Below are 15975 nucleotides of genomic sequence, written 5' to 3' on the forward strand. Positions count from 1 at the left end.
AATATGAAGAAGTTACTAAAAATAATGACATTCGCCGTGCTGGCTATCTCCCCATTCGCCAATGCAAATACTACGCTAGTGATTGATTCTTGGCGTAGCGACGATGCGGTCTGGAATGAAAAGATCATCCCCGCATTTAATAAGCACTATCCAGACATTCACATTGAATATCGCTCTCCAACAGGCACCACGCAATGGGAGCAAGAAATGGAGAGTCGCTACAAAAATCAAACGGCAGGAGATCTTATCGCTTGCCGCCCATTTGATCGCTCTCTCGCATTGTTCAATCGTGGTATTTACAAGGAGATCACCGATCTCGACGGCATGGAAAATTTTCCAAGCTTCGCACAAGCACCTTGGCAAACTGATTCTGGTGCGCAGAACTATTGTTTGCCGATGGCCTCCGTGATCCATGGCTTTTTCTACAACAAAGACATATTCGAAAAGGTAGGTATCTCTGAGCCTATTATCACTAATGCCGATTTTTACGCGGCGTTAGAGAAAGTAAAACGCGAAGGTTACTTGCCCCTCGCATTAGGCACCAAAGATAGATGGGAAGCCGCAACCATGGGGTTCCAAAACATAGGGCCCACCTACTGGAAAGGCGAAGATGGACGTGATGCTCTGTTAAATGGTGAAGAGCGCCTTGACAGCGCGCCCTATAGAGAGACGTTCCTTCAACTGGCTAAATGGGGAGAATTCATGGGCGAGAACTTTGACCAACGAAGCTACGGTGATGCAGTGGACTTATTTGCTAGCGGCAATGCGGCTGTCTACCCAGCCGGATCTTGGGACATCATGAATTTCAATGGTAAGGTAAACATGGGCGTTTTTCCTCCCCCAGTTAAAAAGGAAGGCGATGCCTGCTTCTTTAGCGATCACACCGACATTGGCATGGGTATCAATGCTAACTCTAAAAACCAAAAAGCAGCAGAACTTTTCTTAGAATGGATGACGACCTCAGAATTCGCAGAATCGATGACCAACGAGCTCTCTGGTTTTTTTTCTCTATCAAACCACTTTTTTAACTTGAGGAACCCTATTGCGCAAGAAATGATGTCTTGGCGCGACAAGTGTGACTCTACCATCCGCAATACCGCTCAGATGCTCTCTCGCGGCGAACCCAATTTAGAAATCGAAATGTGGAACGCATCGACATCAGTGATGGCAGGTTCAATGACACCGACACAAGCCATCAGTCAGTTACAAAGTGGTTTAGAAAGTTGGTATCAGCCTCAAAAAGACAGTGTAAGACTCAACACTGACACATGTTCAGCATTAAGTTTGTAAACCCACAATAAAGGTCAAAGGCAATACCGCTAAAGCCCAGTGCCAAACTGGGCTTTCTTGTGTCGCCCTGTATTCAGAAACACCAACGCTAGATTAAAGTAAACAACCATTCACCTTAGGGCTCCCCCTTCCCTCTTTTAGGCACTGCTTTCTCTGAGATGCCTTCACCAAGTACACACGTGTAATTTAGATCTTCATTCCATTTATTTTTCATCGCGAATTATTTGTGCGTTCGATAACAAAAAACAGCTAAAGACAATCAACTCACGTGCCGACAAGTACGTTTGATGTCACAATTCACGACCAATTTTTCACGCTTTAACTCCATTTTTTAGAAGCGCGAATTTTAGCCAAGCTGTGGCATCCATCTTTCCATCGCAGGCTATTGTAGAGTGAGAGAACAATGAAGTTGTCCGTCGTACAAAGAACGATAGCGGGTTTCGCCTTGATGTTCGTGTTGATTGCATTGCTAAGCAGTGTCAGTTTGTTCAACGCCAATACACTTCAAAGCAAAGTCGAGCAAATCACCGATCAAACCACGCCAATGGTTGTTACCTCTGGCAACCTTATCACCCAGTTGATGCACACGAACCTTCTCGTGAGCACGTTCCAAGATAACCCAGCCATTGCAGCAAACATCGACGAGCGATTCGAACGTCAGAAACAAGGCTTCTTCGACACGCTGAACAATGCACAGCTCAATGCAAACCTCGAAGAAGAACGTCAGCAGATTCGACAGATTTCTGCAGCGTCTACGCGCTATTTCGAGCAAGCTTCCATCCTGATTGATTTGCAACAGCAATCCGATCGTTTAGTTGATCAACGCGAAGCGCTCGATCTTAAATTCCTGCGCCTCGAAGACACCTACCAATGGGCAGCAAACCTTTTGTTGCAAAAAGCCTCCGTGAAGCGCTCATTGCACAACCGAGCAGAATTGATCACCAGTGGTATCGCACGAGACTTGAAACTGGTTCGCCGTGCCGATCAAAGCACTGACCTGGTTGCACTCCGTAAAGCCCTTTCTAAAGACATCGAAATCGCATTTAAACGTCTAGAGCTCATCTCGGTTGAAGACGATGTAAAAGCACGCTATGCACGTAACTTGAAGAAAGTTGAGGTGCTCACTTTAGATAACAATGGCTTACTGGATGTGCTTGCACAACAGCAATCCGTGAACAGCCAACTGTATTTCGAGCGCGAAAGAACCACAGAACAGACCGAGAACATTCAGTCGCTGTTAGAAGACCATGCAAAATACGCACAACAACTTGCTGCAACAAGTCGTGTTGATGCGGAGAATGCGGTGAATGAAGCGTTGTTCTACATCATTGTGATGACCTCGATCGCCGCAGTGATCAGCCTCGTGGTTGGCTTTAGCATCACACGCAGTATCCAAAAGCCGTTGGCAGTGATCACTAACGTGCTTGAGAAAATGACCAGCGGTGACATGCGTACACGCGCTAACTATGTTGCTAATGATGAGTTTGGCGACCTCAGCCGCTCTATCGATATGTTGGCTGACACCATGTCACAAACCCTATCGAAGTTTGGTGATGGAGCTTCTCATCTGCTCGACGAAGCGAGCCGTGCCGCATCGGTGAGTGACAGCGCGATGTCTCGCGTAGAAGACCAAAAATCGCGCACCGATCAGGTTGCAGCTGCGATTTCTGAAATGGAAGTCAGTGCGAAAGAGATTTCCCGTTCAACAGAGCTCACCGTGGTGGAAGTGGAAAACACCAACCAAGCCGCTAACAGTGGTCGTGCGCAGGTTTCGCGCAACCGAGCGCTCACCGAGCAACTCTCGGGCAATATCAGTGAAGCCGTATCGAACACCCAGCAGTTGAACCACTATTCCAGCAACATTGGTTCTATTTTGCATGTAATTCAAGAAATTGCTGAGCAAACCAATTTGCTTGCTCTGAATGCTGCCATCGAAGCAGCGCGTGCAGGTTCTCATGGTCGTGGTTTCGCCGTGGTTGCTGATGAAGTACGCGCACTGGCGACACGGACTCAAAGCTCCACGGAAGAAATTCAGCAAATGATCAACAACCTGCAAGGCAACGCTTCACGCATGGCCGAAACCATGAACGTGAGCCAAAAGCAGATGGAAGAGTGTTTAACGCAAACACGTCTGACTGATGAAACCTTGCAAGATATCGTGTCACGCATGGAAGCCATTCAAGAGATGGCAGTTCATGTTGCACAGGCGACGGAAGAGCAAATCAAAGTCAGTATCGATGTGGCTGAACACATCAACGGCATTGCACACGTTGCGTATGAAGCGGAGAAAGAAGCGCGTGCTTCAGCGGCAAGCAGCGAATCTTTGGCTGACTTGGCGCAAGACCAACAAAACCTGATTGCCAACTTCCGCGTGTGAGGACATGACTATGAAAAAATCGATACTTATGCCATTCGCGGCGGCAATGCTAGCCGCTTCTGCTTTCGCTAGCGCACAAACCACGCTCGTGATTGATTCATGGCGTAGCGACGACGCGGTTTGGAATGAAAAAATCATTCCCGCGTTCAACAAGCATTACCCAAACATCAAAGTGGAATACCGGTCTCCGCCAGATTTAGATGCGTCTAAATGGAACGGCGACATGGAAGCCCGCTTTAAGAGCCAAACCGCTGGCGATTTGATTGCGTGCCGTCCATTTGATGGCTCACTGGCGCTATTCAAACGTGGCATCTTTAAAGAAGTCACCGAAATGGAAGGCATGGAAAACTTCCCAAGCTTTGCGCAAGCACCTTGGCAGACTGACTCTGGCGCACAGACTTTCTGCTTACCAATGGCATCCGTGATCCATGGCTTTTTCTACAACAAAGATATCTTCAAAGAACTGGGTGTAAATGAACCAGTGACTAACGCAGATTTCTACTGGGTGCTCGAAAAAGCAAAACGCGGCGGCTACCTGCCACTCGCCATGGGCACCAAAGACAAATGGGAAGCGGCCACCATGGGCTTTCAAAACATTGGCCCAACCTATTGGAAAGGCGAAGATGGCCGTGGCGCTCTGCTTAACGGCGAAGAACGCATGGACAGCAAACCTTACCGCGACACGTTCCGCCAGTTGGAAAAGTGGGCCAAATACATGGGTGACGATTTCGACCAGCGCGGCTATAACGATGCCATCAGTCTTTTTGCGAATGGTAAAGCTGCGGTCTATCCCGCAGGGTCATGGGACATCATGAGTTTCAACGACAAGGTGAACATGGGGGTTTTCCCACCACCCGTCGAGAAAAAGGGGGACGCTTGTTATTTCAGTGACCATACCGATCTCGGCATGGGCATCAATGCCAATTCAAAGCACCCAGCAGCCGCAGAAGCCTTTCTGAAATGGATGACGACCGCAGAATTTGCAGAGTTGTTGACCAACGAGATTTCGGGTTTCTTCTCACTCTCAAACCATTTCTTTGACGTGAAAAACCCTATCGCCCAAGAAATGATGTCATGGCGTGATAAGTGTGATTCCACGATTCGCAATACCGCACAAGTGCTAACCCGCGGCAAGCCAGATCTTGAGATGGAAGTGTGGGATACCACCACGTCCGTGATGGGCGGTTCCATGACACCTACACAAGCCGTGAACCAGCTACAAAGTGGTTTAGAAAGCTGGTACCAGCCTCAAAAAGACAGCAAGAAATCAGCATCAAGCAGCGCCTTGTGCAATTGCTCACCATTGATGCAATAACGCAGTTCGGTTGTTACGCGAATAGCATCAAGGCCCGGCTCTCACGCCGGGCTTTCTTTTTTGCCAAGCATCGATACACATTCAACACCCATCAAGCACACCGCACATCAAAAAGTGCGCGGTGATATTCCCCTACAACTTCCACCGCAAATCGTTACGTTTTGCCTCTTTCTCACAACAGATGAAGCACGGAAAACCCCCTCCATTTACACTCTAATAACCACTAATTCCATATGGGAATATGATAGTTAGTTTTCATCTAGTCACCGCATACAAGTGTTGATCTCATTCACGTTTCGCTTTTCACAACGCCCTATAATCGCCACGAATTCCCTCCTTACTCGATGAAGAAGTATGAACACAGAAGAAAACAAAGCAGGCCAAGCGCGCGTCGTCATCACGAGCGCACTCGCCGTTGCTGCACTGATTTTTGTTTCTCAGGCACTGATCGGCACCCAAAAAATTGATCTTGGCTTCGCGACCATCTCTATCCTTCCAATGTTATTCGCGGTGATGTTCGGTATGGCACTTTCTGTCAACTGGACCAAGTCAAAAATCAAAGTGTGGGGCAAAACCTTCACAGAGAAAGAAGAAGGTTTCTGCGGCAAGATGGTGGGTTACTGCCTACTTGTATTGGGCACACAATATGCGGGCATGATCATTCCTAACTTAGAAATGATCATCGACGCGGGTATCCCTCTGCTTTTCCAAGAATTGGGTAACCTACTCCCAATTTTGATTGCCGTTCCACTGGCAGTGAAATTCCAATTTGGTCGTAAAGCCATCGGCGCATGTTCTTCTATCAGCCGTGAACCTTCCATCGCGGTTATCCAAGGTAAATTCGGTACAGGCAGCCCAGAGTATGTTGGCGTGCTGGCGATTTACCTGTGTGGTTCTGTTATCGGTACCTTGTGGTTCAGCGTACTGGGCAGTATCGCGCCGTTGACTGGCCTTCACCCATTGGCACTGGCTGCCGGTTCTGGTGTTGGCAGTGGTTCGATGCTAAGTGCTGCTTCAGGCGCACTGGTCTCCGGTCTTGAGCCAGAAATGGCAAAACAAGTACTGAGTATTGCAGCGGCATCAAACCTGCTTTCTTCTGTACTTGGTGCATTGTCACTGACCTTCCTAGGTCTGCCACTTGCTGAACTCACTTACAAACTTTGCAACAAGGGTAAATAAGCCATGAAAGCCATTCTGACTGATATGAAGCTGGTCTCGCTTGCGATTGTACTGGCAGGTTTCACCCAATTTTTGACCAATGGCACTGCGCCGTTGGAAATGGTCGACAGCTTTATCGCGATGTCCGTGATCGTTTTCTTGTCACTGGTCGCGAAGAAGTTCCTTCCATCTTCTCTGCCAACCTTTGCGTACGCGACCATCATCGGTATTTTGATTTGTCTGCCTGAAACAGCGGTTCGCACCTACTTCCTAGACTCTGTGGGTAAAATCCAGTTCTTATCCGTGTGTGTACCATTGCTCGCATTCGCAGGTTTGTCTGTGGGTGGCCAAATGGAAGAACTGAAGAAGATGTCATGGAAAGTGATCGTCATCTTCCTAATTGTGGCAACAAGCTGCTTCTTCGGCGCATCGATGATTGCGCAAATCGGTTTCCAAATGAAAGGGATTATCTAAATGTCTGACAAATACAGCCGCTTTAATCTAGACGGCAAACTGCTGGAGCTACACGCTTTCAGCGTGAACACTCGCCGTGATTTACACCAGATCCCAGAAGCATCGGGCGTAGAACTGAAAACCACGGCCTACTGTCAGGCATTGATGACCGAGATGGGTTACACCCTGACGACCTATGAAGGCTACACCGGTTTCATTGCAGACCTCACCATCAATGACAATTGGGATCGCGTGGCGTTCCGTGCGGACATGGACGCACTGGAAATGGAAGACATGACAGAGAACGACTACCGCTCTCAACACGCGGGGTGTTCACACAACTGCGGTCATGACACCCACATGGCAATCATGCTGACCACGGCAAAATACCTGGCGGAAAACCAAGGCGAGCTGAAACACAACGTGCGTTTCGCATTCCAAATGGCCGAAGAAGACATGCGCGTACCTGGTGCCAATAAAATGGTTGAGCTGGGTTGCATGGAAGGCGTGGCGGAAGTGTATGCACTGCATAACGACGCGGCGCTGGAATACGGCATGGTGAAGATCAACAACGGCATCATGTCTTCTTACGGCTCAGCGTGGACGCTTGACGTGCACGGTGTATCAGCGCACGGCTCTACGCCACAGAAAGGCCTAGACGCGATTCGCGAAGCAACCCGTATCATCATGGACATGGATTACGTTGTTGCTAAACGCACCAACCCATTCAGCCCTGCAGTGTTTGGCTGTGGCATGTTCAATGGCGGCACCATTCCAAACGCGATCCCTGATTATGTTCAGGCGCGCGGTACCATTCGTGCGATGGACGCTGAAACGGATCAGATCCTGAAAGACAGCTTCAGCATGTTCGTGAAGGAAAGTGAAATCCGTGGCTTCAAGACCACCATGGAATGCGAAGGCTACCCTGCGGTCATCAACCACCCAGACGCGTACCAACGCGTGGTGAATGCCGCACGTGAAACCGTGCCAGCCGATCGCCTCGATCCAAACGGCAACCCAATGACGGGTTCTGAGGATTTCAGCTTGATGGTGAACGCCGCACAAAACAAAAAAGGCGCGATGTTCTTCCTTGGTAGTGGCAACAAAGAGGCGGGCATTTGTAACTACCTGCACTCAAGTCCTTACTACGTGGATGACGACTTCCTGCTGATCGGCGCACAGATCTTCATTCGTATCGCTTGCCACTGAAGATTGTTTCCCTAAAAACCCAAACAACTTGAAGAGGCTGGATTCAGCGAGTTTGGGTATAAACACCAAAGGCCAGACGCTTTTCGCTCTGGCCTTTTTCTATTCTCAACAATTTCTTATACCTGAAGACATGGGAATCTGGACAATCCATCGTCTTTTCTTGTTTGTATCACTTTTGAGCTAGGCTCTAAATGGACGAACACAGTCTGATATTAAATAATCCGCCACCAAAACATATTTAAGTAAATTAGGGAAAAAGGATGACCTGCTTCAGACATAAGAAAGGTGTATTTAAGCGCCAGAAGGGTTTTGCCCGCCGACGTGTGACCTTCGTCATGCTTTTGGTCTCCTCACTTCTTATTACCGCCATTGTCGCTAGCACTGCGCTGCGCGCTTCTCCACCCACTTCAGCAGCAGTGACACCCTTGAATGTGCCGACACTCATTGACAGCAAAACGCAAAATGGCCCGATAGTCATCGATATTAAAGAAGGCGAGCACGCGTTTTACCCTGGGGTTAAGAGTAAAACCAGTGGCTACAATGGTGGATATCTCGGCCCAACAATAAAATTGTACAAAGGCGAAAGCACAGATATTTCATTCACCAACCATCTTGATGAACCAACGAACATTCACGGTCATGGCTTACACGTTGTAGGAAAGATTGATGGCGGGCCTCAAAACAAAATCCTACCCGGAGAAACATGGAACGTGACCATTCCGGTCTCGCAACAGGCATCGACCAACTGGTACCACCCTCACCTTAAAGGCTCCACTGCCAAGCAGGTTCATTCCGGACTGGCGGGTTTTTATCTGATTGAAGATGGTCATTCATTGTCTTTAGGTTTGCCAAACACCTATGGCATTGATGATATTCCATTGGTGATTCAGGACAGAAACTTTGTTGATGGAAAAATGACACCATACCCCGCTGGTAACATGCCGGAAGACTTAAGAGAAGATACGCTCGTGGTCAATGGCACCATCAACCCCTATACTTTGGTACCCAAATCTTTTGTCAGATTACGTCTACTCAACGGCTCCAATGCCCGCTCTTATGAGTTCTATCTCGAAGGCGAACAACCTTTCTATAAAATAGCGACGGAAGGCGGATTACTCCCGTCGCCAGTGGAGATAACAACGCTGAAAATGGCGCCAGGAGAACGTAATGACATCGTCGTTGACATGTCAGTCATCGAAAACCAAAAGCTGTTAGCAAGGTTTCTGCCGAAGAGCTACAACGGGTTCAACGCTGCTCTCATTCCATTCTCTGAAAGCCAACCTGTTCTTGAGCTAAGGGCTGATGGCTCTCTTGAAGCACTTGCGTCCGAGCTGCCTACACAACTCAATACCATCACACCTTATCTTGAAAAGGATGTTGAGGTTGAACGCGTTTTTGAGCTGGGTGACATGTCGATTAATGGTCAACAAATGAACATGAAGGTCATTAATCATGAATCCAAACTAGGGCAACTGGAAAAATGGACCATTGATTCAGGCAGACACCCCTTCCACATGCATGGCACGTCTTTTCTGATTCTGTCGATGAATGGAAACCCACCAGCCCCCGAAGACCAAGGCTGGAAAGACACCATTTATCCAAATGGTAGCGCGGAAATTCTGCTGAAGTTCGAATATGAGGCTCCCGAACAATGGCCATACATGTACCACTGCCATATTCTGGAGCATGAAGACATGGGAATGATGGGGCAATTTACCGTCAAATAACCTCGATTGAGCAAGACAAGAAAGGGGGGCGATTCGCTCCCCTTTCTTTTTCTTTAAACCGACTTCACACACATGACGTGATAAACGCCATCATGCAGCTCAGTGCCTTCTGTTTCTTTCTCAAAGCCTGGGAATTCCTCATCCCACACTTCGAGCCCTTTCAGGTATTTAATCTGTGCACTGGTTTCGTCACCAAAGCTTTCGCCTGACATCAGCATTGGAATACCCGGTGGGTAAGGGATAACGGCATTCGCTGCCACACGCCCTTCAAGTTGATGCGAGGGCACCATTTCAACATTGTCAGCAACAATAGCTTGGAACGCCGCTCTCGGCGTGATGATGGCTTCAGGCAGGTTTTCATACGCTGCATTAAGCAACTCGCCCGGGTTGTGTTTTTGCAGGTATTTGAAGATCTTATCACCCAAGTCTTTCATACCTAGGTCGCCATAAACCTCAGGGAAATCCGCCACCAAATCAGGGAGTGACTCAGACAATGGCGTATTGGCATCATAATGACGCTTGAAACCCATTAAGGTGTTCACCAAAGTTGCCCACTTCCCTTTCGTTACACCCATCGAGAAGAGGAACATGACTTGGAAATCCGTGGTACGTGTTGGCACAATACCGAAGCGTCCAAGGTACAAAGTCACGAGTGCTGCTGGCACACCTGTGTCTAATAGGTTGCCATCATCCCCCATACCCGGTGCAAGAATACTGACTTTGATGGGATCTAACATACACCAGTCAGCAGGCATGTCTTTGAAGCCATGCCAATCATCGTTAGGGTGCATCACCCACGCATCTTGGCTTTCACAAAGCAGATCTGCAGGCGCATCTTCAAACGCGTAAGACTGACCTGTTTCTGGGTCTTTGACTGATTCTGCGTTCCACGGTTTGAAGAACCAATCTCCTGCATCATTGAACTCTCGGTTTAGCCGTCCCATCGCTTGACGGAAATCCACCGCTTCGCGGATCACTTCAAGCGTTAGCGAGTGACCTCGGTTGCCATCCATCATCGACGCAGCAATGTCGTTAGATGCACAAATAGCATACAAAGGTGACGTTGTAGCGTGCATCATGTACGCTTGATTGAAGCGCTCAAAACTGATCGCTCCTTTCCCGTTTCTCACATGAAGGAATGACGCTTGTGACAATGCGTTTAATAGCTTGTGTGTGGAATGGGTAGCGAACACTGTTGGGCCATCAGGGTCTTCTACAGGTTCACCGCGCATTGCGAAGTGATTTTCATAAATGGGGTTAAAACGCGCGTAGCCGTACCACGCTTCATCAAAGTGAATGCGGTCACTGCTCTCTGCCAAAATGTCTTGTGCCTGTTTGGCGTTGTAGCACAAGCCGTCATAGGTACAGTTCGTCAGTACCGAGTAAACCGCACGCTTGTGGGCATGATCTTTGGTCAATGCTGTGTCTTCTGCGCGTTTTTGCAGAACAGGTTTCGCAAGTTGATCAGGATAAATCGGGCCAATAATACCGTAGCGATTACGTGTTGGCAGCAGGTAGACAGGTCGTGCGCCAGACAACATGAGCCCTTGCTCGATGGATTTATGGCAGTTGCGGTCACAAATCACGATATCGTCTTCGTTCATACAGGCAGACATGATGGTGCGGTTAGAACCTGATGTGCCTGTCACCAACGAATAGGATTGATGCGCACCAAACACTTTGGCGGCGTATTTCTCACTTTCACCAAATGCCCCGGTATGATCAAGCAACGAACCTAATGAGCCGCGCTCAATCCCCATGTCGGTACGAAAAATACCTTCACCATAGTAATTGTAGAAACGCTGCCCAGCGGGGGTTTTGGTAAAACCTACCCCACCTTGGTGCCCAGGTGCCGCCCATGAATATTCATGGATATCATCATATCGCATCAATGCTGCCATCAATGGTGGAAGCAATTTAGAACGATAACGTGTCATCGCAGCAACGGCGCGCCCTGCGATAAAGTCAGGGGTGTCTTCCATTATCCACGCGAACTCATCGACCTTCTCCATCATCTCGCGGGTGACGTGAAGCGTGATTTTCTTGCGCTCTGCCAGCAAGAAAACAGGCACATTTTCTTGGCGTCGATTCAGCTTATCTATCAGCACATAGAAACGATCATTTTCTTCCGATTGCGATCCACTCATGGCGGATGTCAGCATCAAACAATCGATGGCAGTGTTCGTAAAAATGATCGAATAGCAATCATCAAAACTGTTCGCTACTGTCACGTTCGCGCCGCTCGCCTCAAGCTCTGAAATGAGCCGTTCTATCGCGTTACCGACAATGCCCTGTCGATGGGCTTCCTCTAAAATTAAGACGTTGTATTTCTTTCCATATTTTTTCATAGCCCTGCTCCGGCACGGTTATTGTGAACAAGAAAAAGCGCTCTGAATCCTGCATTTTCAGGCTGCTGGGTATATTCACCATAGAAGAGCACTCAGACAGAGAAAGTCGCAAAAAAGACATAAACGAAGAAAAACACCGCGAAAAAAATAGATAGGAAAAGTCTCAAAAATCAGCCTTCAAAAATGCATAACCTTTCATAGCACTCAATTTCATTTCCACATCCTTTCATCACACTCACTTTAAAGTGTGCATGTCTTGGAAAAGAACCATTTCCCCTTAAGCGCAACATCTAAGTTCAATTCGACGACACGATAATTTTTCGATTATCAGCCCTTGCGCGCTCTCCACTTGTAGAGCTTGTGCCTTGGCGGATAAGTCTGTTTTCACGTAGGTTTTGGCGTTTTTATTTCGGCATGGTGCATGTACTAAAAAGCATGCAAAACGATGCGTTGCCGTTTAAGCAGGAAAAGGCCAAGCGAAGCGAAACCTACTGACATGACACTAGGATAAATGAGGTGGAGAATTAGCATGGCTTCAGAACAAAACAAAATGGGATTGGTTGGCCTCACGACCATAGTGACGGTCAACATGATGGGATCAGGTATCATTATGCTGCCGGCCAGTTTGGCGCAAACAGGGGCAATTTCTCTGTTGTCATGGATTGTGACGGCCATTGGTGCGATGTGTATTGCCTATGCCTTCGCAAAATGTGGGATGTACTGCAACAGAGAGGGAGGCATGTCAGCTTACGCGGCAGAAGCCCACGGTAAGTCGTCCTTTTTCATCGCCTCTTACACCTACTATGTCTGTTTGGTGATCAGCGCGGTGGCCATTGCTGTATCTGCCGCGGGCTATTTGGTGCCCTTCTTCCCATGGATAAAAACCACGCCGATACATACCTTTATCGCGGTGGTCGGCATTCTCGTCGTCACCATGGTCGCCAACTTTTGGGGACCAAAAATCACAGGACAAATTTCTGCCATTACTGTTTGGGGGATCATTATTCCGGTAGTCGGTCTGTCGGTTGGTGGCTGGTTTTGGTTTCAACCGGAGCTATTTTCAGAGGCGTGGAATCCCCACCAAGACACCACAGTCACGGCCATTTCTTCAGGGATTGCCTTAACGCTTTGGGCTTTTCTCGGTATTGAATCCGCAGGGGCAAACTCGGGGGCCGTGGAAAACCCAGAAAAGAACGTCCCCTTAGCCTGTATGCTCGCCACCAGCTTCACCGCGGTTGTGTACATCACGTCAACATCCGTCATTCAGGGCATCATTCCCAATGCGGAATTGGCCAAGTCCGATGCACCGTTTGGGTTAGTGTATTCATACATGTTTAATGAAACCGTCGGACAAGTGATTACGGCACTGGCAGTTATCGCCTGCATTGGCTCACTCCTTGGCTGGCAGTTCACCAATGCACAAGTCTCTAAAGCCGCAGCAGATATCCGCCTGTTTCCAAAAGTCTTTGGTGATATAAATAAATCCAATGCCCCCATAAAAGGCATGATGATCATGCTTGCCCTTGAGCTTGGATTGGCACTGATGACCATTTCGCCAAACCTGGTCAAGCAATTCAACGTGCTGCTTAACCTGGCGGTATTTATCAACATGGTGCCTTACATCCTGTCGTTGACGGGGCTTGAAGTGATTCTACGCAAGAAAAATGTCAGTCGGAAAGAGTATGAAACCAGTGCGGTGATCGGCACATTCGCGGTGGCTTACAGTATTTATGGCGTTTACGCCTGCGGACAGTCTGCTGTTTTCTACGGCGCAATCGTGACCTTCATTGGCTACATATTCTATGGTTTTGTCGCCGCACGAGACAACAACAATGGCGCAGCCGCCTAGGAGGACAAAATGTGCAACCATGCAGCACTTGATAGGTTGGCCTTTCGTTCTGCCACTGTCTTTTCCGCCGTATTGATGCTTGTCATTAGTGCGCCTGCATTTACGTCGGAAGAGGTGAACATCACGGAGGTCGTCGAGGTTGATACCATCAGCGAGTCAAATCCAATGACTGCCATAGAAATCATTATTGGTAAGCGGATCCCTGCAACGGTGATACAAGGCGATCGTCCTCCCCATGTTTATCGGCCTCGCACGCCAATATTTCACCATCATCACCCAGAGAACAAGCCCGTCGAACCTGAAATAAGAAAGCATTTGCTGGTGGATCATCCTGAACTTAATAACAATCAGGGCCGTAAAGTCAGACCCCCAATCAGTGTGAACGATACCAAGGTAGAGAGCGACTCAACCCCTTGAAGCTGGGATGTCCGCATAAAAAACGCCAGCATGAAAGCTGGCGTTTGTGTTTGGTCACAACAGGTTTGTGTGTCAGTAGACAGGCAGTTCTAAGCCATCAAACAGCTTGTCGACTTTGTCACTGCTGTTTTGCATCAACACATTTTCCATCAAGGTTTTCGTCAAATGCGGCGAGAACGATGTGAGGAAGTCATACATATAATTCTGCAGCAAGATGTCTTTTGAGAAACAAATCCAGGCGTTGGATGGTGCAAACAGATGATCAAGATTGATGTACGTCAGGCCGCTATTTTCAATATCTCGCGCCGCAAGCGTCGAAATAATGCCAATGCCGAAGCCCAATTGAACGTAACGCTTAATCACATCAGCATCCATCACGGTCATGAAGTAGTTCGGCGAAATACCAACACGCGCGAACGCTTCATCTTGCGTTTGTCGGCCCGTAGAACCCGGCTCGTAACTCAGGATTGGGTATTCTGCCAATTGCTTGAGTGTCGGCATTTTCACGTCGGCCAATGGATGAGAATCAGGCACAACAAGACCCAATGTCCAAAGGTAGGCAGGCAATACGATCAAGTCGTTATCTGCACCAATGTCATGCGCAACAATAGAGAAATCTGAATGCCCTTTGCTGATCACCCCTTTGGTTTGGAGTGGTAACGTCGGCTGAAGATGGAAATTGATATTGGGATATTTCTGCGTGAAATAAGACACACTGTTTGGCAGCAAATAGCGCGCGATCGTGTGGGTGGTGTAAATATTGAGCGTCCCTACACTTGGGTCTAAATGCTCGTTGGCCAGCGCTTTGATTTTTTGTTCAAGCGCCAACATGCGCTCTACCTGCTCAAGGATACGTTCTCCAATGGGCGTAACACCACTGAGGTTCTTACCGCGTCGCTCAAAAATCCGAACGCCTAATTCTTTTTCCAGCAAACCCACTTGTTTGCTGACGCCCGGTTGCGTTGTAAAAAGCGATTGCGAAGCCGCGGACACATTAAGATTGTTGTCCTTTATCGCTTTTAGGTATTTGAGCTGTTGAAGTTTCAATCCCTTACCTCACACATAGAATACAGCTATAGATCCTGAATTTATAAGAGCATTCCGCTTTAGACAAGTATAAGTGCGTGAAAATGACTGAAAGGATGCAATTATTGAATAAACGAGCAATAGCGAATGTGGTTGGCCGTGTCTTTGCTTTACCGTGTCTTTTGCTTTGCTTTGCTTTGCTTTGCTTAAGAATAGGCGTTCAGGCTTTGTCGAACACATCGAGAATGCTGTCGCTGGCTTCTTCAATCAAATCCAACACACGCTCAAATCCACGGCTGCCGCCAAAGTAAGGATCAGGGATCTCATCAAGGGCAACATCGCCATGGCTGAGGAACAGAGACACTTTGTGTCGGTACTCAGGGGGACAAATATCAATCAAATCGGCAAGGTTAGCTTTATCAGCCGCAAGCACGAGATCAAACGTCTCAAAGTCATCGATAGCCACTTGTCGGGAGCGAATACCCGCGAAACTATACCCTCTGGCCTCACCGGCTTGCTGACTGCGAGGATCAGGCTTGCTTCCCGTGTGATAGCCAATGGTTCCCGCCGAATCAATCTCAACGTTGACGCCTCTTTCAGCGGCTTTTGCACGCAAAATCGCTTCGCCTGTGGGTGAACGACAAATGTTGCCCATACAAACAACGAGGATGCGAGGCGTGTTGTGTGCAGCAGATTGGGATTGAAAGGACATTGGCTTTCCATAAAGCGATACTGTGAGTCCACACTCTAACGAAACACGCACTTTTGCGCAAAAAACATCCTTTAAATTGCCGACTTAACACAAC

The 15975-nt window shown here is 48.2% G+C and carries 12 protein-coding genes; 9 read left to right on the forward strand and 3 right to left on the reverse strand.

The genetic code is table 11. From position 1 onward, the window contains the following. Positions 1–3 precede the first annotated feature (3 nt). The 7 genes from BCT27_RS09455 to BCT27_RS09485 all read left to right on the forward strand — a co-directional run bounded on the left by BCT27_RS09455 (position 4) and on the right by BCT27_RS09485 (position 9529). A complete protein-coding gene (locus tag BCT27_RS09455; protein ID WP_102317732.1) occupies positions 4–1290 on the forward strand; it encodes an ABC transporter substrate-binding protein in 1287 nt (428 codons plus the stop codon). Between the two features lie 403 nt (positions 1291–1693). Next, entirely contained in the window at positions 1694–3667 is a 1974-nt protein-coding gene (locus BCT27_RS09460) for a methyl-accepting chemotaxis protein (RefSeq protein ID WP_102317733.1), read from the forward strand. A 10-nt stretch (positions 3668–3677) separates the two neighbouring features. Further along, complete coding sequence (locus BCT27_RS09465; protein WP_102317734.1) at positions 3678–4982, forward strand: ABC transporter substrate-binding protein; 1305 nt, start codon at positions 3678–3680, stop codon at positions 4980–4982. Between the two features lie 354 nt (positions 4983–5336). Next, positions 5337–6161, forward strand: a complete 825-nt coding sequence (locus BCT27_RS09470) for a DUF3100 domain-containing protein (protein WP_102260279.1) — start codon at positions 5337–5339, stop codon at positions 6159–6161. Positions 6162–6164: 3 nt separating this feature from the next. Further along, the gene (locus BCT27_RS09475; RefSeq protein WP_017011598.1) at positions 6165–6614 is read left to right on the forward strand and encodes a hypothetical protein; all 450 of its coding nucleotides are present in this window, start codon (positions 6165–6167) and stop codon (positions 6612–6614) included. Further along, positions 6615–7802, forward strand: coding sequence for a M20 metallopeptidase family protein (locus BCT27_RS09480; protein WP_102317735.1), 1188 nt, complete (start codon positions 6615–6617; stop codon positions 7800–7802). Positions 7803–8062: 260 nt separating this feature from the next. Beyond that, on the forward strand, positions 8063–9529 hold the full coding sequence (locus BCT27_RS09485) for a multicopper oxidase domain-containing protein (RefSeq protein WP_102395640.1): 1467 nt from the start codon (positions 8063–8065) through the stop codon (positions 9527–9529). A 53-nt stretch (positions 9530–9582) separates the two neighbouring features. Here the strand turns inward: BCT27_RS09485 and adiA are convergent, their stop codons facing one another. Next, positions 9583–11877 (reverse strand): arginine decarboxylase, encoded by a 2295-nt coding sequence (gene adiA / locus BCT27_RS09490; protein WP_102317737.1) that lies wholly within the window; start codon positions 11875–11877, stop codon positions 9583–9585. A 529-nt stretch (positions 11878–12406) separates the two neighbouring features. Between adiA and potE the strand changes: the two genes are divergently transcribed. Both potE and BCT27_RS09500 read left to right on the forward strand, forming a co-directional pair. Further along, the gene (potE, locus tag BCT27_RS09495; protein ID WP_102395641.1) at positions 12407–13726 is read left to right on the forward strand and encodes a putrescine-ornithine antiporter; all 1320 of its coding nucleotides are present in this window, start codon (positions 12407–12409) and stop codon (positions 13724–13726) included. A 9-nt stretch (positions 13727–13735) separates the two neighbouring features. Then, complete coding sequence (locus BCT27_RS09500) at positions 13736–14143, forward strand: hypothetical protein (protein WP_102395642.1); 408 nt, start codon at positions 13736–13738, stop codon at positions 14141–14143. Between the two features lie 72 nt (positions 14144–14215). On the opposite strand, the gene BCT27_RS09505 is transcribed toward BCT27_RS09500, so the two are convergent. Both BCT27_RS09505 and BCT27_RS09510 read right to left on the reverse strand, forming a co-directional pair. Continuing rightward, a complete protein-coding gene (locus BCT27_RS09505) occupies positions 14216–15190 on the reverse strand; it encodes a LysR substrate-binding domain-containing protein (protein WP_017011603.1) in 975 nt (324 codons plus the stop codon). A gap of 199 nt (positions 15191–15389) precedes the next feature. Beyond that, the gene (locus BCT27_RS09510; protein WP_102395643.1) at positions 15390–15881 is read right to left on the reverse strand and encodes a low molecular weight protein-tyrosine-phosphatase; all 492 of its coding nucleotides are present in this window, start codon (positions 15879–15881) and stop codon (positions 15390–15392) included. Between the last annotated feature and the right edge of the window lie 94 nt (positions 15882–15975).

The sequence above is a fragment of the Enterovibrio norvegicus genome, assembly GCF_002876705.1.
Classification (GTDB): domain Bacteria; phylum Pseudomonadota; class Gammaproteobacteria; order Enterobacterales; family Vibrionaceae; genus Enterovibrio; species Enterovibrio norvegicus_B.

Coding starts and splice junctions, on each gene's coding strand:
- BCT27_RS09455 (WP_102317732.1), top strand. CDS start 4: ATGAAGAAGTTACTAAAAATAATGACATTCGCCGTGCTGGCTATCTCC.
- BCT27_RS09485 (WP_102395640.1), top strand. CDS start 8,063: ATGACCTGCTTCAGACATAAGAAAGGTGTATTTAAGCGCCAGAAGGGT.
- BCT27_RS09510 (WP_102395643.1), bottom strand. CDS start 15,881: ATGTCCTTTCAATCCCAATCTGCTGCACACAACACGCCTCGCATCCTC.
- BCT27_RS09460 (WP_102317733.1), top strand. CDS start 1,694: ATGAAGTTGTCCGTCGTACAAAGAACGATAGCGGGTTTCGCCTTGATG.
- BCT27_RS09475 (WP_017011598.1), top strand. CDS start 6,165: ATGAAAGCCATTCTGACTGATATGAAGCTGGTCTCGCTTGCGATTGTA.
- BCT27_RS09465 (WP_102317734.1), top strand. CDS start 3,678: ATGAAAAAATCGATACTTATGCCATTCGCGGCGGCAATGCTAGCCGCT.
- BCT27_RS09470 (WP_102260279.1), top strand. CDS start 5,337: ATGAACACAGAAGAAAACAAAGCAGGCCAAGCGCGCGTCGTCATCACG.
- adiA (WP_102317737.1), bottom strand. CDS start 11,877: ATGAAAAAATATGGAAAGAAATACAACGTCTTAATTTTAGAGGAAGCC.
- BCT27_RS09480 (WP_102317735.1), top strand. CDS start 6,615: ATGTCTGACAAATACAGCCGCTTTAATCTAGACGGCAAACTGCTGGAG.
- BCT27_RS09500 (WP_102395642.1), top strand. CDS start 13,736: ATGTGCAACCATGCAGCACTTGATAGGTTGGCCTTTCGTTCTGCCACT.
- potE (WP_102395641.1), top strand. CDS start 12,407: ATGGCTTCAGAACAAAACAAAATGGGATTGGTTGGCCTCACGACCATA.